This window comes from Pseudomonas sp. TH21 (assembly GCF_016651025.1).
GTDB classification, from domain to species: Bacteria; Pseudomonadota; Gammaproteobacteria; order Pseudomonadales; family Pseudomonadaceae; genus Aquipseudomonas; species Aquipseudomonas aylmerensis.
Genome location: NZ_JAEKEQ010000001.1, coordinates 5,458,558 through 5,474,204, shown reverse-complemented (window position 1 = coordinate 5,474,204; position 15,647 = coordinate 5,458,558). Strand labels below are relative to the sequence as shown.

The following is a 15,647-nucleotide window of genomic DNA, read 5'->3' as shown; positions in this document are numbered from 1 at the left end:
GGGAAATCCTTTGTTGTAGGGGCCGAGAAAAGGCGGCCTGCCGTAGAACTGTTTTTAGGGATAAAACGTAAAGACGAGGCAGATCGATTCAGCCTGGCAGTCGTGCGCTGACAAGGCACAGGCTGCGGTGCTGGCGGAGCTGAATGAGGGTGTGAGAGGTTTTCATAAGCTCAACCCTAACCGCCGGGGTGAAAGATGGCAAGCAGTCGAGAAAAATTGAGATAAGTTCTGCTATTGGCGTAGGAAACGAGAGTTTATGCCTGAGAATGAGTCAGCGGCTGTTTTTAATTGCGCACCCATTATCGGGTGCGCAATTCCACGTTTCAGGGCTGGAACGCGCCGATGAAGATCGCCGGGTCGACCCGTGCATCGTTCAGACTGACATTCCAATGCATGTGCGGCCCCGTTGCGCGGCCCGTCGAACCGACCTTGCCGACCACCGCCCCGCGCGCCAGTTGCTGGCCGACTTTCACGTCGATCTTCGACATATGGCAGAACATGCTGATGAAGCCCTGGCCATGGTCGACGAACACGGTGTTGCCATTGAAGAAGTAGTTGCCGACCAGAATCACCTTGCCGTTGGCTGGCGTCTTGATCGGCGTGCCGGCTGGCACGGCGAAGTCCAGGCCCGAATGAGGGTTGCGTTCTTCACCGTTGAAGAAACGGCGTACGCCGAACTTGCTCGACAGGGGCCCGTTCACCGGTTTATCCAGCACCAGGTTGCTTGGCAGGTTCGGGCTGAAACTGCGGTACGCCTTGATCTGCACCGCCAGTTCCGCCTCGATGCGCTTGAGCTGCGCGGGATCGGGGTTGACCTGGCTTTTGTTTTTCAGGGTGATGCGCTGTTCCGGGTACTTTTTGTAGCCGACGATAAACGGCAGGTTGCGCCCACCGCTGCTGATGCGCTCATTGCCGGGCTTGACGGTCAGTGGAATGCCGACAATCGCCAGCCAGTTGTCCGCCTCCTTTACCACCAGCACCGGTTTACCTTGATACGTCGCTTTCGGCGCGGCGGCCGAAGGGCCCAGTTCGACCACGGCCACGCCGCCCGGCACGGGTTTGTTCAGGGTGCGGGTGATGTAGCTGTCGGCGTGGGCATTGAAGGCGAGGCACAGCAGCATCAATACACTTAAAAAACGTGGCATCAATCAATCCAATAACGAAAGGGTGACGGGTGTCAGGTGGTTGTCTTCCACCCGCACTTGCAGTTGGCCTTCACCGAGACGCGCGGTGAGGCGCTGGCCGGTGTGGGTCTGTGCGGCATTGCGAATGGCCTGGCCACGCTCGTCGAGCAGAATGCTGTAGCCACGGCCCAGGGTCGCCAGCGGGCTGACCACTTGCAGCGTCTGTACCTGGCTTTGCAGTTGCAGGCGGCGCGCCTTGAGGCCCTCGCGCATGGCGCGGGGCAGACGTTCGGCGAGGCTGTCCAGGCGTTGGCGCAACAGCGCCAGTTGACGGCCCGGGTGCTGACCGGCAAGGCGGGTTTCCAGGCGGATCAGGCGTTCGCGCCGGGTGTTGAGGCTGCGTTCGAAGGCGCGGCGCAGGCGCATGTCCAGGTCATCCAGGCGCTGGGCCTGCTGGCGCAGGCGCTCACCGGGATGGCGCAGGCGCCGGGCCATGCCTTCCAGGCGCAGACGGTCGTGGCGCAGGCGGTTGCGCATCAGCATCACCAGGCGGCGGTGCAGGTTTTCGACCTGGCGCACCAGGTGGCTGGCGTCGGGCGCGAGCAGTTCGGCGGCGGCGGAGGGCGTGGGCGCGCGCACGTCGGCGACGAAGTCACTGATCGATACATCCGTTTCATGGCCGACGGCACTCACGATCGGCGTGACGCACGCATCCACCGCGCGGGCCACGGCCTCTTCGTTGAAGCACCTGAGGTCTTCCAGCGAGCCGCCGCCACGCGCCAGGATCAACGCATCGAAGCCACGCGCATCTGCCAGTTTCAGCGCTCGCACAATCTGCGGTATGGCTTCGCGGCCCTGCACGGCGGTGGGGATCAATGTCAGTTCGACGTTCGGGGCCCGGCGGCGGAACACGCTGATGATGTCGCGGATCACCGCGCCCGTCGGCGAACTGATAATGCCAATGCGTCGAGGGTGCGCCGGCAGCGGCACCTTGCGTTCGGCACTGAACAGGCCTTCGGCGCTGAGCTTTTCCTTCAAGGCATCAAAGGCCAGGCGCAGCGCGCCATCACCGGCCGGCTCCACGGTGTCGAGGATCAACTGGTAGTCGCCGCGGCCCTCGAACAGCGAGACCTTGCCACGCACCTTGACCGCCAGGCCGTCCTTCAACGCCTGGCGCACCCGCGCAGCGTTGTTGCGAAACAACGCGCAACGCACTTGGGCGCCGCTGTCCTTGAGGGTGAAATACACATGGCCGGAGGCCGGGCGCGCGAGGTTGGAGATCTCGCCCTCGACCCAGATATTGGTGAACACGTCTTCCAGCAACACCCGCGCGCGGCCGTTGAGCTGGCTGACAGTCAGGACTTCGCGGTCCAGGCCCAGACGGGCAAAGGGATCTTTAATCATGGGCGGCAGTTTATAGGCATTCGTGCAGGGTTTGACAGAACTGCTCCACCAGCGCACTCGGCGACTGCGGGCAGGCCAGGGCCACGGTGCTCAGGCAGTCCGGGTCGGCCAGGGGCAAAAAGTGCACGTTGGCGGGCGCGATGTCCTGCATGGATTTTGGTAACAAGGCAATACCGAAGCCGGCCTGGATCAGCTGCAGCTGGGTGGTCTTGCGCGACATCACCCGCGCGGCCTTGGGGAAAAATCCTGCGCGCATGCACAACTCGGCTGACAGATAACTCAATCCGCCGCGCTGCGGATGCGGGATCGAGATAAACGCCTGATCCTTGAGTTGGGCCAATTCGACCGGCGCCTGACTGCGCGCCAAGGGATGGTTCGGCGGTACCGCCAGCAGCAGTTGTTCACTGTATAAAGGCACTACTCGCACGCCTTCGCGCTGGCGCAGCACGGGCAGGCGCAACAGGCCCACTTCCAGGCGACCGTCGGCGATTTCTTCCAGCTGCGCTTCGGAGGACAGTTTGACGATGTCCATCGACACGCCGGGGCAGCGGGCGAGCCAAGTACTGATGCCCTGAAGCAAAGGCCCGCTCATCGGCACGGTGCTCGAATGGCTCAGGCGCAGCGTGCCGAGTTGGCCGTTGCCCACCTGCGTCGCCATTTCGCTGGCTTTGAGCAACTCGCTCAGCAGGTTGCGTGCACGCGGATAGAAGGCCTCACCGGCGGCCGTCAAGCGCGGCTGGCGCGCCGTGCGTTCGAACAGCGGGGTTTGCAGCTGGGTCTCCAGCTCCTTGATCTACCGGCTCAGTGCCGATTGCGCGACAAACAGGCGCTCGGCGGCAGCGCTGAAACTGCCACTGTCGGCGATTTCGACGAAGTAGCGCAGTTGGCGGGTAGAGATCACGCGTCATGCCTTTTCGAGATGGGTGGAGGGCTTTGAAGATATTAGTCGCAACCCTCGCGAATGGCTAAAGTGATGACCATCTCTTACAAGGAATCATCATGGGCCCGGTTGAACTGATGAGTCAGTGGTCGTTTGGCGGTGTGGATTGGCTGGTGATCGGCCTGGGCATTGTCGTGGCCTACATCGTGTTTGGCATCGCCGGCTTCGGCACGGCGCTGGTGGCGGGGCCGATCCTGATCGTGTTCATGCCGCTGTCGAAGATCATCCCGTTGCTGGTGCTGCTGGATTTTGTCGCGGCGTTTGGCAACCTGCTGCAGTCGCGCCGGGATGTGAACAAGCCGGAGTTGCTGCGATTGCTGCCCTGCATGGCGATTGGCTGCACCCTGGGCGTGGTGTTCTTGCTCAACCTGCATTCGGATCTGTTGCTGCTGTTGATGGGGCTGTTTATCAGCGCCTACGCGATTTACAGCCTGGCGGTAAAGGCGCGGCCGACCCAACTGGCGGCGGGCTGGTCGATCCCGATGGGTACGGTCGGCGGGCTGTTTGGTGCGTTGTTCGGCAGTGGTGGCTTCTTATATGCCATCTACCTCAACAGTCGCTTGCCCAAGGACGCGGCCCGCGCCACGCAAAGCGCGCTGATCAGTTGCAGCACGGTGGTGCGCTTGACTCTGTTCCTGATTGCCGGGGTCTATGCGGATCTGCCGTTGCTGATGTTGGCGCTGTGCCTGTTGCCGGCGATGGCCCTGGGATTGTGGTGTGGGCGCAGGCTGACGATGCGCATGTCTCGCGAGGCGTTCGTGCGCTTGGTGACATGGCTGGTGCTGGCGAGTGGGATTGCGTTGATCGGGCGGTATTTGAGTACTTGACCTGTGTGGGGCAGGGATTAAGCTGCCAGCCTCTAGGGCCCCATCGCGGGCAAGCCCGGCTCCCACATAGGTAAGCGATCACTGTGGGAGCCGGGCTTGCCCGCGATGAGGCCAGAAGCCACACCGCAGGACTCTCATGAACTCGCAAAGCATCCTTGTCCCGAAAATCTCCACCTTGCCCGTCCACGAACCCCGCGCCCGGGCGATCGTGCGTTGGCTGGTGCGCAAGAACATCATCAAGGAAGAGCTGACCACCTGCGGGCGCACCGGCAATCGCATGGGCTACGCCCTGGCCGATGGCGCGCGTGCCGTGGTGCTGCACCCCGAGGCATTGCCGTTCAACGAGCCGATCAACGGCCTGGAGATCATCTACAAGCGCTGCATCTACACGCCGGCCAAGGGTTTCCTCGAAGAAGCCGGCTGCCCGGAGTGCCTCAAGGAAGTCGGCGAGGCGCTGTTCGAAAGCCTCGAAGACTGGATGCCCGGCCACACCGACAACTTCACCTGCCCGCTGTGTGGGCATGAGGACGACATCAACGGGTTTCTTTTCCTGCAGGAATGCGGGTTTTCCAACCTGGGATTCATCTTCAACAACTGGGCCGAGGCGGGGTTCAAGCAGAGCTTTATCGACGAATTTGCCGATTGGCTCGATCAGAAGATGAGTTGGGTCAAGGTCGAGCTCTAAACCACCGCCGCGCAACGCTGTAGGAGCCCGGCTTGCCGGCGATGGCGCCCGAGGGTCGAGCGCAAGGCTCAAGGACTTCATCGCCGGCAAGCCGGCTCCTGCAGTGGCTGTTTTTCTCCATCTATCAGTATTACCAAGTTTGTCAGAGTTTTACATTGAGCCTGACAGGGTGCATGTATATAATGGCGCGCTTCCATTTTCCCGCTCGGGAGCCCCCGCGATGCTGCGTATCAGCCAAGAAGCTCTGACATTCGACGACATTCTCCTAGTGCCCGGTTATTCCGAGGTGCTTCCTAACGAAGTCAGTCTCAAGACCCGCCTAACCCGTGGCATCGAGCTGAATATTCCCCTGGTTTCCGCTGCCATGGACACCGTCACCGAAGCCCGTCTGGCCATCGCCATGGCTCAGGAAGGCGGCATCGGCATCATCCACAAGAACATGACTATCGAGCAGCAAGCTGCCGAAGTGCGCAAGGTCAAGCGTTACGAAGCCGGTGTGGTGAAAGATCCCATCACTATCGAAGCCGACGCCACCGTGCGTGACCTGTTCGACCTGACCCGCCTGCACAACATCTCCGGCGTTCCGGTGCTGCACGATGGCGACCTGGTCGGCATCGTCACTTCCCGTGACGTGCGTTTCGAGAACCGTCTTGAAGTTACCGTCCGCGAAGTGATGACGCCCAAAGAGCGTCTGGTCACGGTCAAGGAAGGCGCCGACAAGAACGATGTGCGCGAACTGCTGCACAAGCACCGCATCGAGCGCGTGCTGATCGTCGACGACAAATTCGCCCTCAAGGGCATGATGACCGTCAACGACATCGAAAAAGCCAAGGCCTACCCGCTGGCCAGCAAGGATGACCAAGGTCGTCTGCGCGTGGGGGCTGCAGTCGGTACCGGTAAAGACACCGGCGACCGTGTTTCGGCCCTGGTGGCTGCCGGTGTTGACGTGGTGGTAGTCGACACGGCTCACGGTCACTCCAAAGGTGTGATCGACCGCGTTCGCTGGGTCAAGCAGAATTTCCCTGAAGTACAGGTGATCGGCGGCAACATCGCCACCGGCGCTGCTGCCAAGGCCCTGGCCGAAGCCGGCGCCGACGCTGTCAAGGTCGGTATCGGCCCTGGCTCGATCTGCACCACGCGTATCGTCGCCGGTGTAGGCGTGCCGCAAATCAGCGCCATCGCCAACGTCGCCGCGGCCCTTGAAGGCACCGGCGTACCGTTGATCGCCGACGGCGGCATCCGTTTCTCCGGTGACCTGTCCAAGGCCATCGTTGCCGGTGCTTCCTGCGTGATGATGGGCTCGATGTTCGCCGGTACCGAAGAAGCGCCAGGCGAGATCGAACTGTTCCAGGGCCGTTCGTACAAGGCATACCGCGGCATGGGTTCGCTGGGCGCCATGTCCCAGGCGCAAGGTTCCTCCGACCGCTACTTCCAGGACTCTTCGGCAGGCGCCGAGAAGCTCGTACCGGAAGGCATCGAAGGCCGTGTTCCGTACAAGGGCACCCTGAGCGCGATCATCCATCAACTGATGGGCGGCCTGCGTTCCTCGATGGGCTACACCGGCAGCGCCGACATCGAAGAAATGCGCACCAAGCCTGAGTTCGTGCGGATCACCGGTGCTGGCATGGCCGAGTCCCACGTCCACGACGTACAGATCACCAAGGAAGCGCCAAACTACCGCGTAGGTTGAGGCTTCCAGCAAATAGTTAAGTAACCGGGGCTGTCTTATTCAGCCCCGAGTTGTTTCTGATTCATTAGACGAGACTGATCTCATGGCCCTCGACATTCACGCCCACCGCATCCTGATCCTCGACTTCGGTTCCCAGTACACCCAGCTGATCGCCCGCCGCGTGCGCGAAATCGGCGTGTACTGCGAACTGCATCCGTTCGACATGGATGACGAAGCGATTCGCGAATTCGCTCCAAAAGGCGTCATTCTCGCCGGCGGCCCCGAGTCCGTGCACGAAGCCAACAGCCCGCGTTGCCCACAGGCAGTGTTCGACCTGGGCGTGCCGGTCTTCGGTATCTGCTACGGCATGCAGACCATGGCCGAGCAACTGGGCGGCAAGGTCGAAGGTTCCGAGCTGCGTGAGTTCGGTTACGCGCGTGTCGACGTGGTCGGCAAGAGCCGCCTGCTGGACGGCATCGAAGACCACATCGACGCCGACGGCCTGTTCGGCCTCGACGTATGGATGAGCCACGGTGACAAGGTCACCAAGATGCCGGAAGACTTCCACATCCTGGCCAGCACCCCGAGCTGCCCGATCGCCGGCATGTTCAGCGACGAGCGTCGTTACTACGGCGTGCAGTTCCACCCGGAAGTGACCCACACCAAGCAAGGCGGGCGCATCCTGTCGCGCTTCATCCTCGACATCTGCGAGTGTGAAGCCCTGTGGACTCCGTCGAAAATCGCTGAAGACGCCATTGCCCAGGTGCGCGCCCAGGTCGGCACCGACAACGTGTTGCTCGGCCTGTCCGGCGGCGTTGACTCCTCCGTGGTTGCCGCGCTGCTGCACAAAGCCATCGGCGACCAACTGACGTGCGTGTTCGTCGACAACGGCCTGCTGCGCCTGCACGAAGGTGAGCAAGTGATGGCCATGTTCGCCGAGAACATGGGCGTCAAGGTGATCCGCGCCAACGCTGAGGACCAGTTCCTCGACAACCTGGCCGGCGAGTCCGACCCTGAGAAGAAGCGCAAGATCATCGGTCGCACCTTCATCGACGTCTTCGATGCCCAGTCCAACAAGCTGGACAACATCAAGTTCCTCGCCCAGGGCACCATCTACCCTGACGTGATCGAGTCGGCCGGCGCCAAGAGTGGCAAGGCCCACGTGATCAAGTCCCACCACAACGTGGGTGGCCTGCCTGAGGAAATGAACCTCAAGCTGGTAGAACCGCTGCGCGAGCTGTTCAAGGACGAAGTCCGCCGTCTCGGCCTGGAACTCGGCCTGCCGTACGACATGGTCTACCGCCACCCATTCCCGGGCCCGGGCCTGGGCGTGCGGATCCTCGGTGAAGTGAAGAAGGAATACGCCGACCTGCTGCGTCGCGCCGACCACATCTTCATCGAAGAACTGCGCAAGGCTGACTGGTACCACAAGGTCAGCCAGGCTTTCGTGGTGTTCCAGCCGGTCAAATCGGTTGGCGTTGTCGGCGATGGCCGTCGCTACGCATGGGTCGTGGCCCTGCGTGCGGTGGAAACCATCGACTTCATGACCGCCCGTTGGGCACACCTGCCGTACGAACTGCTGGAAACCGTCAGCGGCCGTATCATCAATGAAATCGAAGGTATTTCGCGCGTGACTTACGACGTGTCGAGCAAGCCGCCGGCGACCATTGAGTGGGAATAAGCAAGGCGGGCCTGAATGGCCTGCGTTGAGTGAGTAAAAAACCTGGCCTCGGCCAGGTTTTTTATTGCCTATCAGGCAGGAACCCGACTTTGCAGGCTCATGCCCATATTGGTAAGGGCGCTGGAGAGTTTTTCCAGGGTGGGGAAGTGCACCTCATGCACGCCTACCCAGGCGGGACGTTCGATGTAGAAGCTGCCGTCGACCAGCCGATTGATGGGCGTGGAGACGATCCCCCTGTCGCGGCTGTGGTGCAGCAAGGTGTAGTTGCCCTGGTTTTCGTCGATCACGTACATGCCCTTGCGAAACAGCAGTCGCTGGTTTTGCTCCAACGTCCGGTGCACCCGTGGGGCTTCCACTTGTACGCGCAGGTCGGCATGCAGGGTGTCGAAGCTGTCGCCGACGCTTTCATGGCTGGGGGCGCTGTCGCGATCAATGGCGATGCCGGGGTCGATACGCACGTCGTGACCCTGCCCCGGCATCACCTCTTCTATACGCAGCCCGATCCCCCCTTCCAGCTCGCTGATACCGGCGAAGCCGTTGAAGGTGTTGATGTTTTTCGCGTCGGTGAGGACCAGCCATTTGCCGCCGCCGTTCAGGGCTCTGTCGGTTTGCATGACGGTGTGGGCGAGGTAGTTGCTCATCGCTTGTTCTGAAAGGTCGGCGATAGGGTTGGGGTATTTGTAGTGCGCTGCGCAGTCGAAGGCCTGCACGCGTATGCCGTTGGCCCTGGCTGCCTTGACCAGTTCCCGTTCATTGAATTGCCCGGCCGGGTCGGTGCCCAGTCGGCTCAGGTAGTTGTCGAGGTCTTCGGACATTTCCCCTGTGTGCCAATATTGGTTCAAGTCATCCTGGACGAAGTCGTTGAGCAGGCGGCGCATGTACAGGGTTTTCACGCCTTTGCGTGCAAAAAACGCGAGCTTTTCGATCACCAGGCGGGTGCTGGTAATACGGTCGAGGGTTTCACCGATGGCGTAGCCCGGTATGGCGTCAGGCAGGCGTTCAAGCACTTCATCGAGGGTGGCGGTGGGTTCGAAAGCCGCCATAGCCGGACGAGGTGGTAATGGGGTCCAGGACAGCTCGTTGTAGAAGTCTTTCGCCGCTTGCAGCAGTTTGTTGTGTGTTGCGCTGAAGTAGTGGGTGAAGCGATCAATGTGGCTGAAGCGGCTGTGAACATGGGTTTCAGGCAGGCCCAATGCCCAGCGTTTGACCTCGGCACGGGTGGAGGGTGGGGTGTCGAATGGAGTGGTCACCCTGCGCAGTGGGTTGGCGGGCACAATCGTCGGCTCCGGGGGCGCTGTGATCGGCGTGGGGGCCGGCACCCGAGCGGCTTTGCTGGAATTGCCGCCGCCGCCTTTCAAACCGTTGACGGGCACCCGTTCCCATTTATCCAGTTGATTGAGCCGCACTGGCAGCGAGCCGGAAAAACCGTGGGGATTGTCCGGGTCGACGACGGCCCAATAACCACGACCATTGGGGTCAGCCTGGTAGCGCACGTAATAGGCCTCATCGTTCAGCAGGATCGCGTGCTGTGCCATGTCGTCGGAGGACCTGAGGGTGTAGACCTGGTGAAACTTTCCCGGGGCAGTGTTGAGGGTTTCGCCTTCCAGTATGAGGTTGGTCTGGTAGGTGGCGGGCACTGCGGGTTCATAGGCGGCAGGGACGACGGCAGGCTTTGCGGGTTCGGTCGCTGCAATCGGTTCAACTGCCCGAGTGTCGGCCACTTCGATGATATCCGGCATGACCCCGTCGGCTTTCAGCAGGCTCAGGTTGAATAAGGTGTCGATGGCGCTGAGTATCGCGCCCAGTTCTCCGGCGCGGCGTTCAGCCGGGGTTTTGCCGTTGATTGCCTGGTCGAGATTCAAGCCAAGATTGGCCATGCTGGCGCCCATGACCACCAGCGCCACTGGCCAGCCCGCCACGGCCATCGGGCCGAAGGTTTTGCCGAATGCATTCAGGTAACCGATCCACAGTTTCTTGCGCAGGTCGCCATTACTGCGCAGGGAAAAGTCGGCATCGTTGCGCATGCGCGCTTGGCTGGAGTGTGCCAGCCACGTGAATGCATCACCCGTAATCGTCTGGTCGATCTGATTGATCAGGTGGTGATCCCAGGTGCCCCAGTCGATAAACAGTTGGTCGAGTTGGTGGTACAGGCCCTTGTCCACCCAGTCTGGCGGCAGGGTGCCCGCCAGGGCTTGGCCGGTGTGATAGATCAGCACCGGCGTGAGCAGCATTTGCTTCCAGGTGACGGCGTCGGTGTCGTCCTGCTGGACCTGGGCCGACAGGGGGAAGTGGGCCATGAAGCGTGCGCGTTTATCCGGGTGATTGGTCTGGTTCAGCAGCCAGAAATGCAGGTCGGCCGGTGTCTCGAAACAGTGGAAGGTCTGCGTCTCGCCGGGGATATAAAGAATTTGCCGGCCGTTGGCATCGATGATGCGCAGCAGGTCCGTGGCGATATGCCCGCCGATATCCAGCGCCGCCACGCGCAGCCCGTGTGCCGAAGGTGCTTCGGTTTGCAGGTTGGGCAGCGTCGGCGGCCAGCACAGGTTGCCAGCGCACGCGCTGATGACGGTCTGCAACTGTGACGCGCTGAGCTGTCCGGCCTGCCGGGCTTGCAGGGCCTCGGCCAGGCAGTTGACCTTGGCAAGGGTGCGGAAGTGATCGAAGTGTGTGCGCCAGAAGGTCTCCGTGCGCGTGGTGTAGCGGTCGCAGAAGTTGATTGCCCAGAAGTCATTGAGCACTGCGCGAGCCGACAGTCGCACTTCGTTGTGGTGGTCGAACAGCCGCGCCTCGGCACCCTCGCGATAAAAACCGCCGTCGCCATCGAGCAGGTCGGCGTTGTCCTGGTCGTGCACATTGAAACGGTGAATGACCAACTGCGTGAGGGTCATCGACTCTTGCGGTTTCTCGTTATGGCCCCAGCCGGTGAAGGTGGCAGGGTCGCTGTAGCCGCCCTTGAAGCGGTGCCAGTACAGGTGATCGGGATCCAGGGTTGCCAGGTCATGCCTGGCGAGAATTTCACACGCGGCCTCGCGGGCCATCGTCTGCATGTTCGGGCAGGCATCCAGCACCACGGGGGCCAGGGCCCGGAGTTGGTGCTGGGCGGCGGGGGAGGTGTCGGCAAGTGGCATGGTGCTCTCCTTGAAGGGGGAGAGCGGAGCATGCCCAGCCCTTCAGAAGGGCAGCAGGTAGATAATTAACGCCGCGCAATATCCGAAAAATAAAACTTATCCAGCGTATGCCGCGACTCGGTGTATTCGAACTGCCGCCCATCCTGCAAAAACGTCTGGTTGCTCACCACGATCACATGGCTCTGTCCTTCGAGGTCCAGGTGCGTCTGATCGTCCTTGCCACGCGGCAGGGCTTCGATCGTGCGTTGGGCGTAGCTGATCTGCAGTTGCAGGGTCTGTTCGATGAAGGCGTAGATCGACTGCTCGGCAATCGAGCGGTCGAGGCCTGGGATCAGGTCGGCGACGAAGTGGTTGATGTCGAGAATCACCCGTTTGCCGCCGATGCGCCGCACGCGTTTGATACGCGTAATCAGCGTGCCCGGCTCGGCCTCGATGTGTTGCAACAGTGGGCCGTCGAGGGGCAGTTGGGTGAATTCGACGACTTCGGTGCGGACGTCGTCGCCCAGGTCGGCGTGGGTTTCGTGGAAGCTGACGATGCCGCCCAGTTGGAATTCAATCGGGTTGGGCGACAGCACAAACGTGCCCTTGCCGTGGATTTTTTGCGCGAACCCGCGCTCCTGCAACTGCTCGATAGCCCGACGCACGGTGCCACGGCTGGCCTGGTAGGCGTCCATCAATTCGGTTTCGGAGGGAAGGCGCGTGCCGCGTTGCAAACGTTCAGTGGTGATGCTGGCAAGCAGATCCGTATAGATCTGGTTGTATTTGCTCATGGGGATGGCTCTGTGCCCGACTTGATGAAAGTGAACGGTGCGTTCACGGCAGGAACCTTAGTGGCAGAGGTGGGGTTTGTCCATCAGACCCTTGGATATCTGCGGCCTCCAGCGATATGACAGCCTACAAGATATAAACATTTTGTAACTCGTACAGACGAGTTGTTGCTTTAACTCGTACAGACGAGTACTTTTGCCCTCGGCGTGCTGCCAATGACTGCCCCCAAATAAAAAAATCAAAGTGGAAACCAAGCATGAGCCACGACTATTCGACGATTGCCCGCGAGATTCTCGAGAACCTCGGTGGCAGCGATAACCTTGAACAAGCTGCCCATTGCGTGACCCGCCTGCGCCTGGCGCTCAAGGACCCGAGCCTGGTCAACAGCAGCGCGCTGAACCAGGTCGACCTGGTCAAGGGCTCGTTCTTCACCGGCGGCCTGTTCCAGGTCGTGATCGGCCCCGGTGAAGTGGAAAAGGTCTACGCCGCCCTGCGCGAACAGACCGGCCTCGCCGCTGCCACCATCGCCGACGTGAAGAAGAAGGGCGCCGACAAGACCAACGCCATGCAGCGTCTGGTACGGGTCTTTTCCGATGTGTTCATGCCGATCCTGCCCGCGCTGATCATCGCCGGCCTGCTGATGGGGGTGAACAACCTGATGGGCGCCAAGGGCATGTTCATCGACGGCAAGACGCTGCTCGAGGCCTACCCGAACCTGGATGGGCTGTGGAGCCTGATCAACCTGATGGCCAACACCTCGTTCGTGTTCCTGCCGGCGCTGGTCGGCTGGTCGGCGGCCAAGCGTTTTGGTGGCAGCGAAATCCTCGGCATCGTGCTTGGCCTGATGCTGGTGCACCCGGACCTGCTCAACGCCTGGAACTACGGCAAGGCGGTCGCCGGGCTCGACGGCCAGAGCCTGCCGTACTTCGATATTTTCGGCTGGTTCAAGATCGAAAAAGTCGGCTACCAGGGGCAGATCCTGCCGATCCTGATGGCGGCCTACGTGATGAGCGTGATCGAGAAGTGGCTGCGCGCTCGCGTGCCCAACGCGATTCAACTGCTGGTCGTGCCGATCACCACCATCGTCGTCACCGGTGTGCTGGCGCTGGCGATCATCGGCCCGGTCACGCGTCACCTCGGGATCCTGATCACCGAAGGCGTGGTCACCCTGTTTGACCTCGCGCCGATGGTCGGCGGGGCGATTTTCGGCCTGTTGTATGCGCCGCTGGTGATCACCGGCATGCACCACATGTTCCTCGCCGTGGACCTGCAGCTGATCTCCACCCAGGGCGGCACGTTTATCTGGCCAATGATTGTGATGTCCAACCTGGCCCAGGGCAGCGCAGCACTCGCGGTGTTCTACACCACCCGCAATGCGCGGGATAAAAGCATGGCCTCGACCTCGGCGATTTCCGCGTACTTCGGCATCACTGAGCCGGCGATGTTCGGCGTGAACCTGCGCTTCAAATTTCCGTTCTATGCCGCGCTGCTCGGCTCGGCACTGGGCAGTATTTTCCTCTCGCTGAACAAGGTGCAGGCCTCGGCCATCGGTGTCGGCGGCTTGCCCGGATTCATCTCGATCATTCCGCAGTACATCCCAAGCTTTGTGATTGGGATGGTGGTGGCGATGGTCGTGCCGTTTGTTCTGACCTGTGCATTGAGCATGAAGATCGTTCGGCCTGGTTATCGCGTCGCCTGACCGACCGCTATCGCCGGCAAGGCCCGCACACATTTCAAAGGAGTCCACCATGCAAGACTGGCAACACTCGGTGATCTACCAGATCTACCCCAAAAGCTTCCACAGCCACGCGGGTAACGCCACCGGTGACCTGCTCGGCATCGTGGACAAGCTCGATTACCTCAAATGGCTGGGCGTGGATTACCTGTGGGTCACCCCGTTCCTGCGCTCGCCGCAACGTGACAACGGCTACGACATCAGCGACTACTACGCCATCGACCCCAGCTACGGGACCATGGCCGATTGCGAATTGCTGATCAGCGAAGCGGCCAAGCGCGGCATCAAGCTGATGCTCGACATTGTGGTCAACCACACCTCCATCGAGCATGCGTGGTTCCAGCAGGCGCGCAGCAGCCTCGACAACCCGTACCGCGACTTCTACATCTGGCGCGACCAGCCGAACAACTGGGAATCCAAGTTCGGTGGCTCGGCCTGGGAATACGAGGCGCAAACCGGCCAGTATTTCCTGCACCTGTTCGATCACACCCAGGCCGACCTCAACTGGGACAACCCCCAGGTGCGCGCCGAGGTGTTCAAGTTGATGCGCTTCTGGCGCGACAAGGGCGTGGGCGGCTTCCGCCTGGACGTGATCAACCTGATCTCCAAGCCAGCGGACTTTCCCGAAGACCACAGCGACGGCCGCCGTTTCTACACCGACGGCCCGAACGTGCATGAATACCTGCAGGAAATGCACCGCGAAGTCTTCGAGGGCCATGACCTGATCAACGTCGGCGAGATGTCATCCACCAGCCTGGAACACTGCATCCGCTACTCGAATCCGGCGTCGAAAGAATTGTCGATGACGTTTAACTTTCATCACCTGAAAGTTGATTACCCGAACCTGCAGAAGTGGGTGAGGGCGGACTTCGACTTTCTGCAACTCAAGCAGATTCTGTCCGACTGGCAGCTCGGCATGCAGGCCGGTGGCGGCTGGAACGCGCTGTTCTGGTGTAACCACGACCAGCCGCGGGTGGTCTCGCGTTTCGGTGACGACGGTGAGCACCGCGTGGTCTCGGCGAAGATGCTTGGCACCGCGTTGCACTTCCTGCAGGGCACGCCGTTTGTGTATCAGGGCGAAGAGCTGGGCATGACCAATCCGGGGTTCGACCGGATCGAGCAATACCGCGATGTCGAGACCCTGAACATCTTCCGTCTCAAGCGCGATGCCGGTGAGTCCGAGGCGTCGAGCATGGCGGCGATCATGCAGAAGTCCCGCGACAACAGCCGCACGCCGATGCAGTGGGACACCCAGGCGAATGCCGGTTTCAGTCGCGGCGAACCGTGGATCGGGATCCCGGCCAATGCAGCGCAGATCAATGCGCAGAGCCAACTGGATGACCTGGATTCGGTGCTGCATCACTACCGTGCGCTGATCGACTTGCGTCGCCACGAACCGCTGATCCAGACCGGCGTTTACCGCCAACTGCTGCAGGACCATCTGCAGGTCTGGGCGTACCTGCGCGAGGGGGAGGGCGAGCGCTTGCTGGTGCTGAACAACTTCTATGGCACGCCGTGCGAAATCCAGCTGCCGGATGACGTGATCAACCCTGCCAGCGAACAGCGCCTACTGATCAGCAACTACCCCGATTGCCCGCAGCGCACCGGCACGGTCGCACTGCGCCCCTATGAATCGTTCGTCCTGCACCTGAAAGACTGAAACACCACCATTCCCTGTAGGCGCCG

Annotated in this window: 10 protein-coding genes and 1 pseudogene; 6 read left to right on the top strand and 5 right to left on the bottom strand. The window is 61.3% G+C overall.

From position 1 onward, the window contains the following. Positions 1-323 precede the first annotated feature (323 nt). From JFU04_RS24180 to JFU04_RS24170, 3 genes and pseudogenes are all read right to left on the bottom strand, one after another. Positions 324-1,145, bottom strand: a complete 822-nt coding sequence (locus JFU04_RS24180; protein WP_106802689.1) for a M23 family metallopeptidase — start codon at positions 1,143-1,145, stop codon at positions 324-326. A 3-nt stretch (positions 1,146-1,148) separates the two neighbouring features. Next, positions 1,149-2,528, bottom strand: coding sequence for an exodeoxyribonuclease VII large subunit (gene xseA / locus JFU04_RS24175; RefSeq protein ID WP_201145831.1), 1,380 nt, complete (start codon positions 2,526-2,528; stop codon positions 1,149-1,151). A gap of 10 nt (positions 2,529-2,538) precedes the next feature. Further along, a pseudogene (locus tag JFU04_RS24170) lies at positions 2,539-3,429 on the bottom strand (LysR family transcriptional regulator). A gap of 98 nt (positions 3,430-3,527) precedes the next feature. Here JFU04_RS24170 and JFU04_RS24165 point away from each other — a divergent pair. The 4 genes from JFU04_RS24165 to guaA all read left to right on the top strand — a co-directional run bounded on the left by JFU04_RS24165 (position 3,528) and on the right by guaA (position 8,330). Continuing rightward, the gene (locus JFU04_RS24165; protein WP_106802691.1) at positions 3,528-4,295 is read left to right on the top strand and encodes a sulfite exporter TauE/SafE family protein; all 768 of its coding nucleotides are present in this window, start codon (positions 3,528-3,530) and stop codon (positions 4,293-4,295) included. 136 nt (positions 4,296-4,431) lie between these two features. Beyond that, positions 4,432-4,980: a hypothetical protein gene (locus JFU04_RS24160; protein ID WP_025859262.1), complete on the top strand. Its 549-nt coding sequence runs from the start codon at positions 4,432-4,434 to the stop codon at positions 4,978-4,980. Between the two features lie 220 nt (positions 4,981-5,200). Next, entirely contained in the window at positions 5,201-6,670 is a 1,470-nt protein-coding gene (gene guaB / locus JFU04_RS24155; RefSeq protein ID WP_010207937.1) for an IMP dehydrogenase, read from the top strand. 82 nt (positions 6,671-6,752) lie between these two features. Beyond that, positions 6,753-8,330: a glutamine-hydrolyzing GMP synthase gene (guaA, locus tag JFU04_RS24150; RefSeq protein WP_065908647.1), complete on the top strand. Its 1,578-nt coding sequence runs from the start codon at positions 6,753-6,755 to the stop codon at positions 8,328-8,330. A 71-nt stretch (positions 8,331-8,401) separates the two neighbouring features. On the opposite strand, the gene JFU04_RS24145 is transcribed toward guaA, so the two are convergent. Together JFU04_RS24145 and treR are read right to left on the bottom strand one after the other, a co-directional pair. Next, positions 8,402-11,458, bottom strand: coding sequence for a dermonecrotic toxin domain-containing protein (locus tag JFU04_RS24145; protein ID WP_201145830.1), 3,057 nt, complete (start codon positions 11,456-11,458; stop codon positions 8,402-8,404). A 65-nt stretch (positions 11,459-11,523) separates the two neighbouring features. Next, the gene (gene treR, locus JFU04_RS24140; RefSeq protein WP_065908651.1) at positions 11,524-12,228 is read right to left on the bottom strand and encodes a trehalose operon repressor; all 705 of its coding nucleotides are present in this window, start codon (positions 12,226-12,228) and stop codon (positions 11,524-11,526) included. A gap of 254 nt (positions 12,229-12,482) precedes the next feature. Between treR and treP the strand changes: the two genes are divergently transcribed. Beyond that, positions 12,483-13,925, top strand: coding sequence for a PTS system trehalose-specific EIIBC component (gene treP, locus JFU04_RS24135; RefSeq protein ID WP_065908653.1), 1,443 nt, complete (start codon positions 12,483-12,485; stop codon positions 13,923-13,925). Between the two features lie 49 nt (positions 13,926-13,974). Beyond that, positions 13,975-15,621, top strand: a complete 1,647-nt coding sequence (treC, locus tag JFU04_RS24130; RefSeq protein ID WP_201145829.1) for an alpha,alpha-phosphotrehalase — start codon at positions 13,975-13,977, stop codon at positions 15,619-15,621. Positions 15,622-15,647 lie beyond the last annotated feature (26 nt).

Excerpts from the sequence above, each read along its gene's own strand:
- xseA (WP_201145831.1), bottom strand. The coding sequence starts at position 2,528 with ATGATTAAAGATCCCTTTGCCCGTCTGGGCCTGGACCGCGAAGTCCTG.
- treR (WP_065908651.1), bottom strand. The coding sequence starts at position 12,228 with ATGAGCAAATACAACCAGATCTATACGGATCTGCTTGCCAGCATCACC.
- JFU04_RS24165 (WP_106802691.1), top strand. The coding sequence starts at position 3,528 with ATGGGCCCGGTTGAACTGATGAGTCAGTGGTCGTTTGGCGGTGTGGAT.
- JFU04_RS24145 (WP_201145830.1), bottom strand. The coding sequence starts at position 11,458 with ATGCCACTTGCCGACACCTCCCCCGCCGCCCAGCACCAACTCCGGGCC.
- treP (WP_065908653.1), top strand. The coding sequence starts at position 12,483 with ATGAGCCACGACTATTCGACGATTGCCCGCGAGATTCTCGAGAACCTC.
- JFU04_RS24180 (WP_106802689.1), bottom strand. The coding sequence starts at position 1,145 with ATGCCACGTTTTTTAAGTGTATTGATGCTGCTGTGCCTCGCCTTCAAT.
- guaA (WP_065908647.1), top strand. The coding sequence starts at position 6,753 with ATGGCCCTCGACATTCACGCCCACCGCATCCTGATCCTCGACTTCGGT.
- treC (WP_201145829.1), top strand. The coding sequence starts at position 13,975 with ATGCAAGACTGGCAACACTCGGTGATCTACCAGATCTACCCCAAAAGC.
- guaB (WP_010207937.1), top strand. The coding sequence starts at position 5,201 with ATGCTGCGTATCAGCCAAGAAGCTCTGACATTCGACGACATTCTCCTA.
- JFU04_RS24160 (WP_025859262.1), top strand. The coding sequence starts at position 4,432 with ATGAACTCGCAAAGCATCCTTGTCCCGAAAATCTCCACCTTGCCCGTC.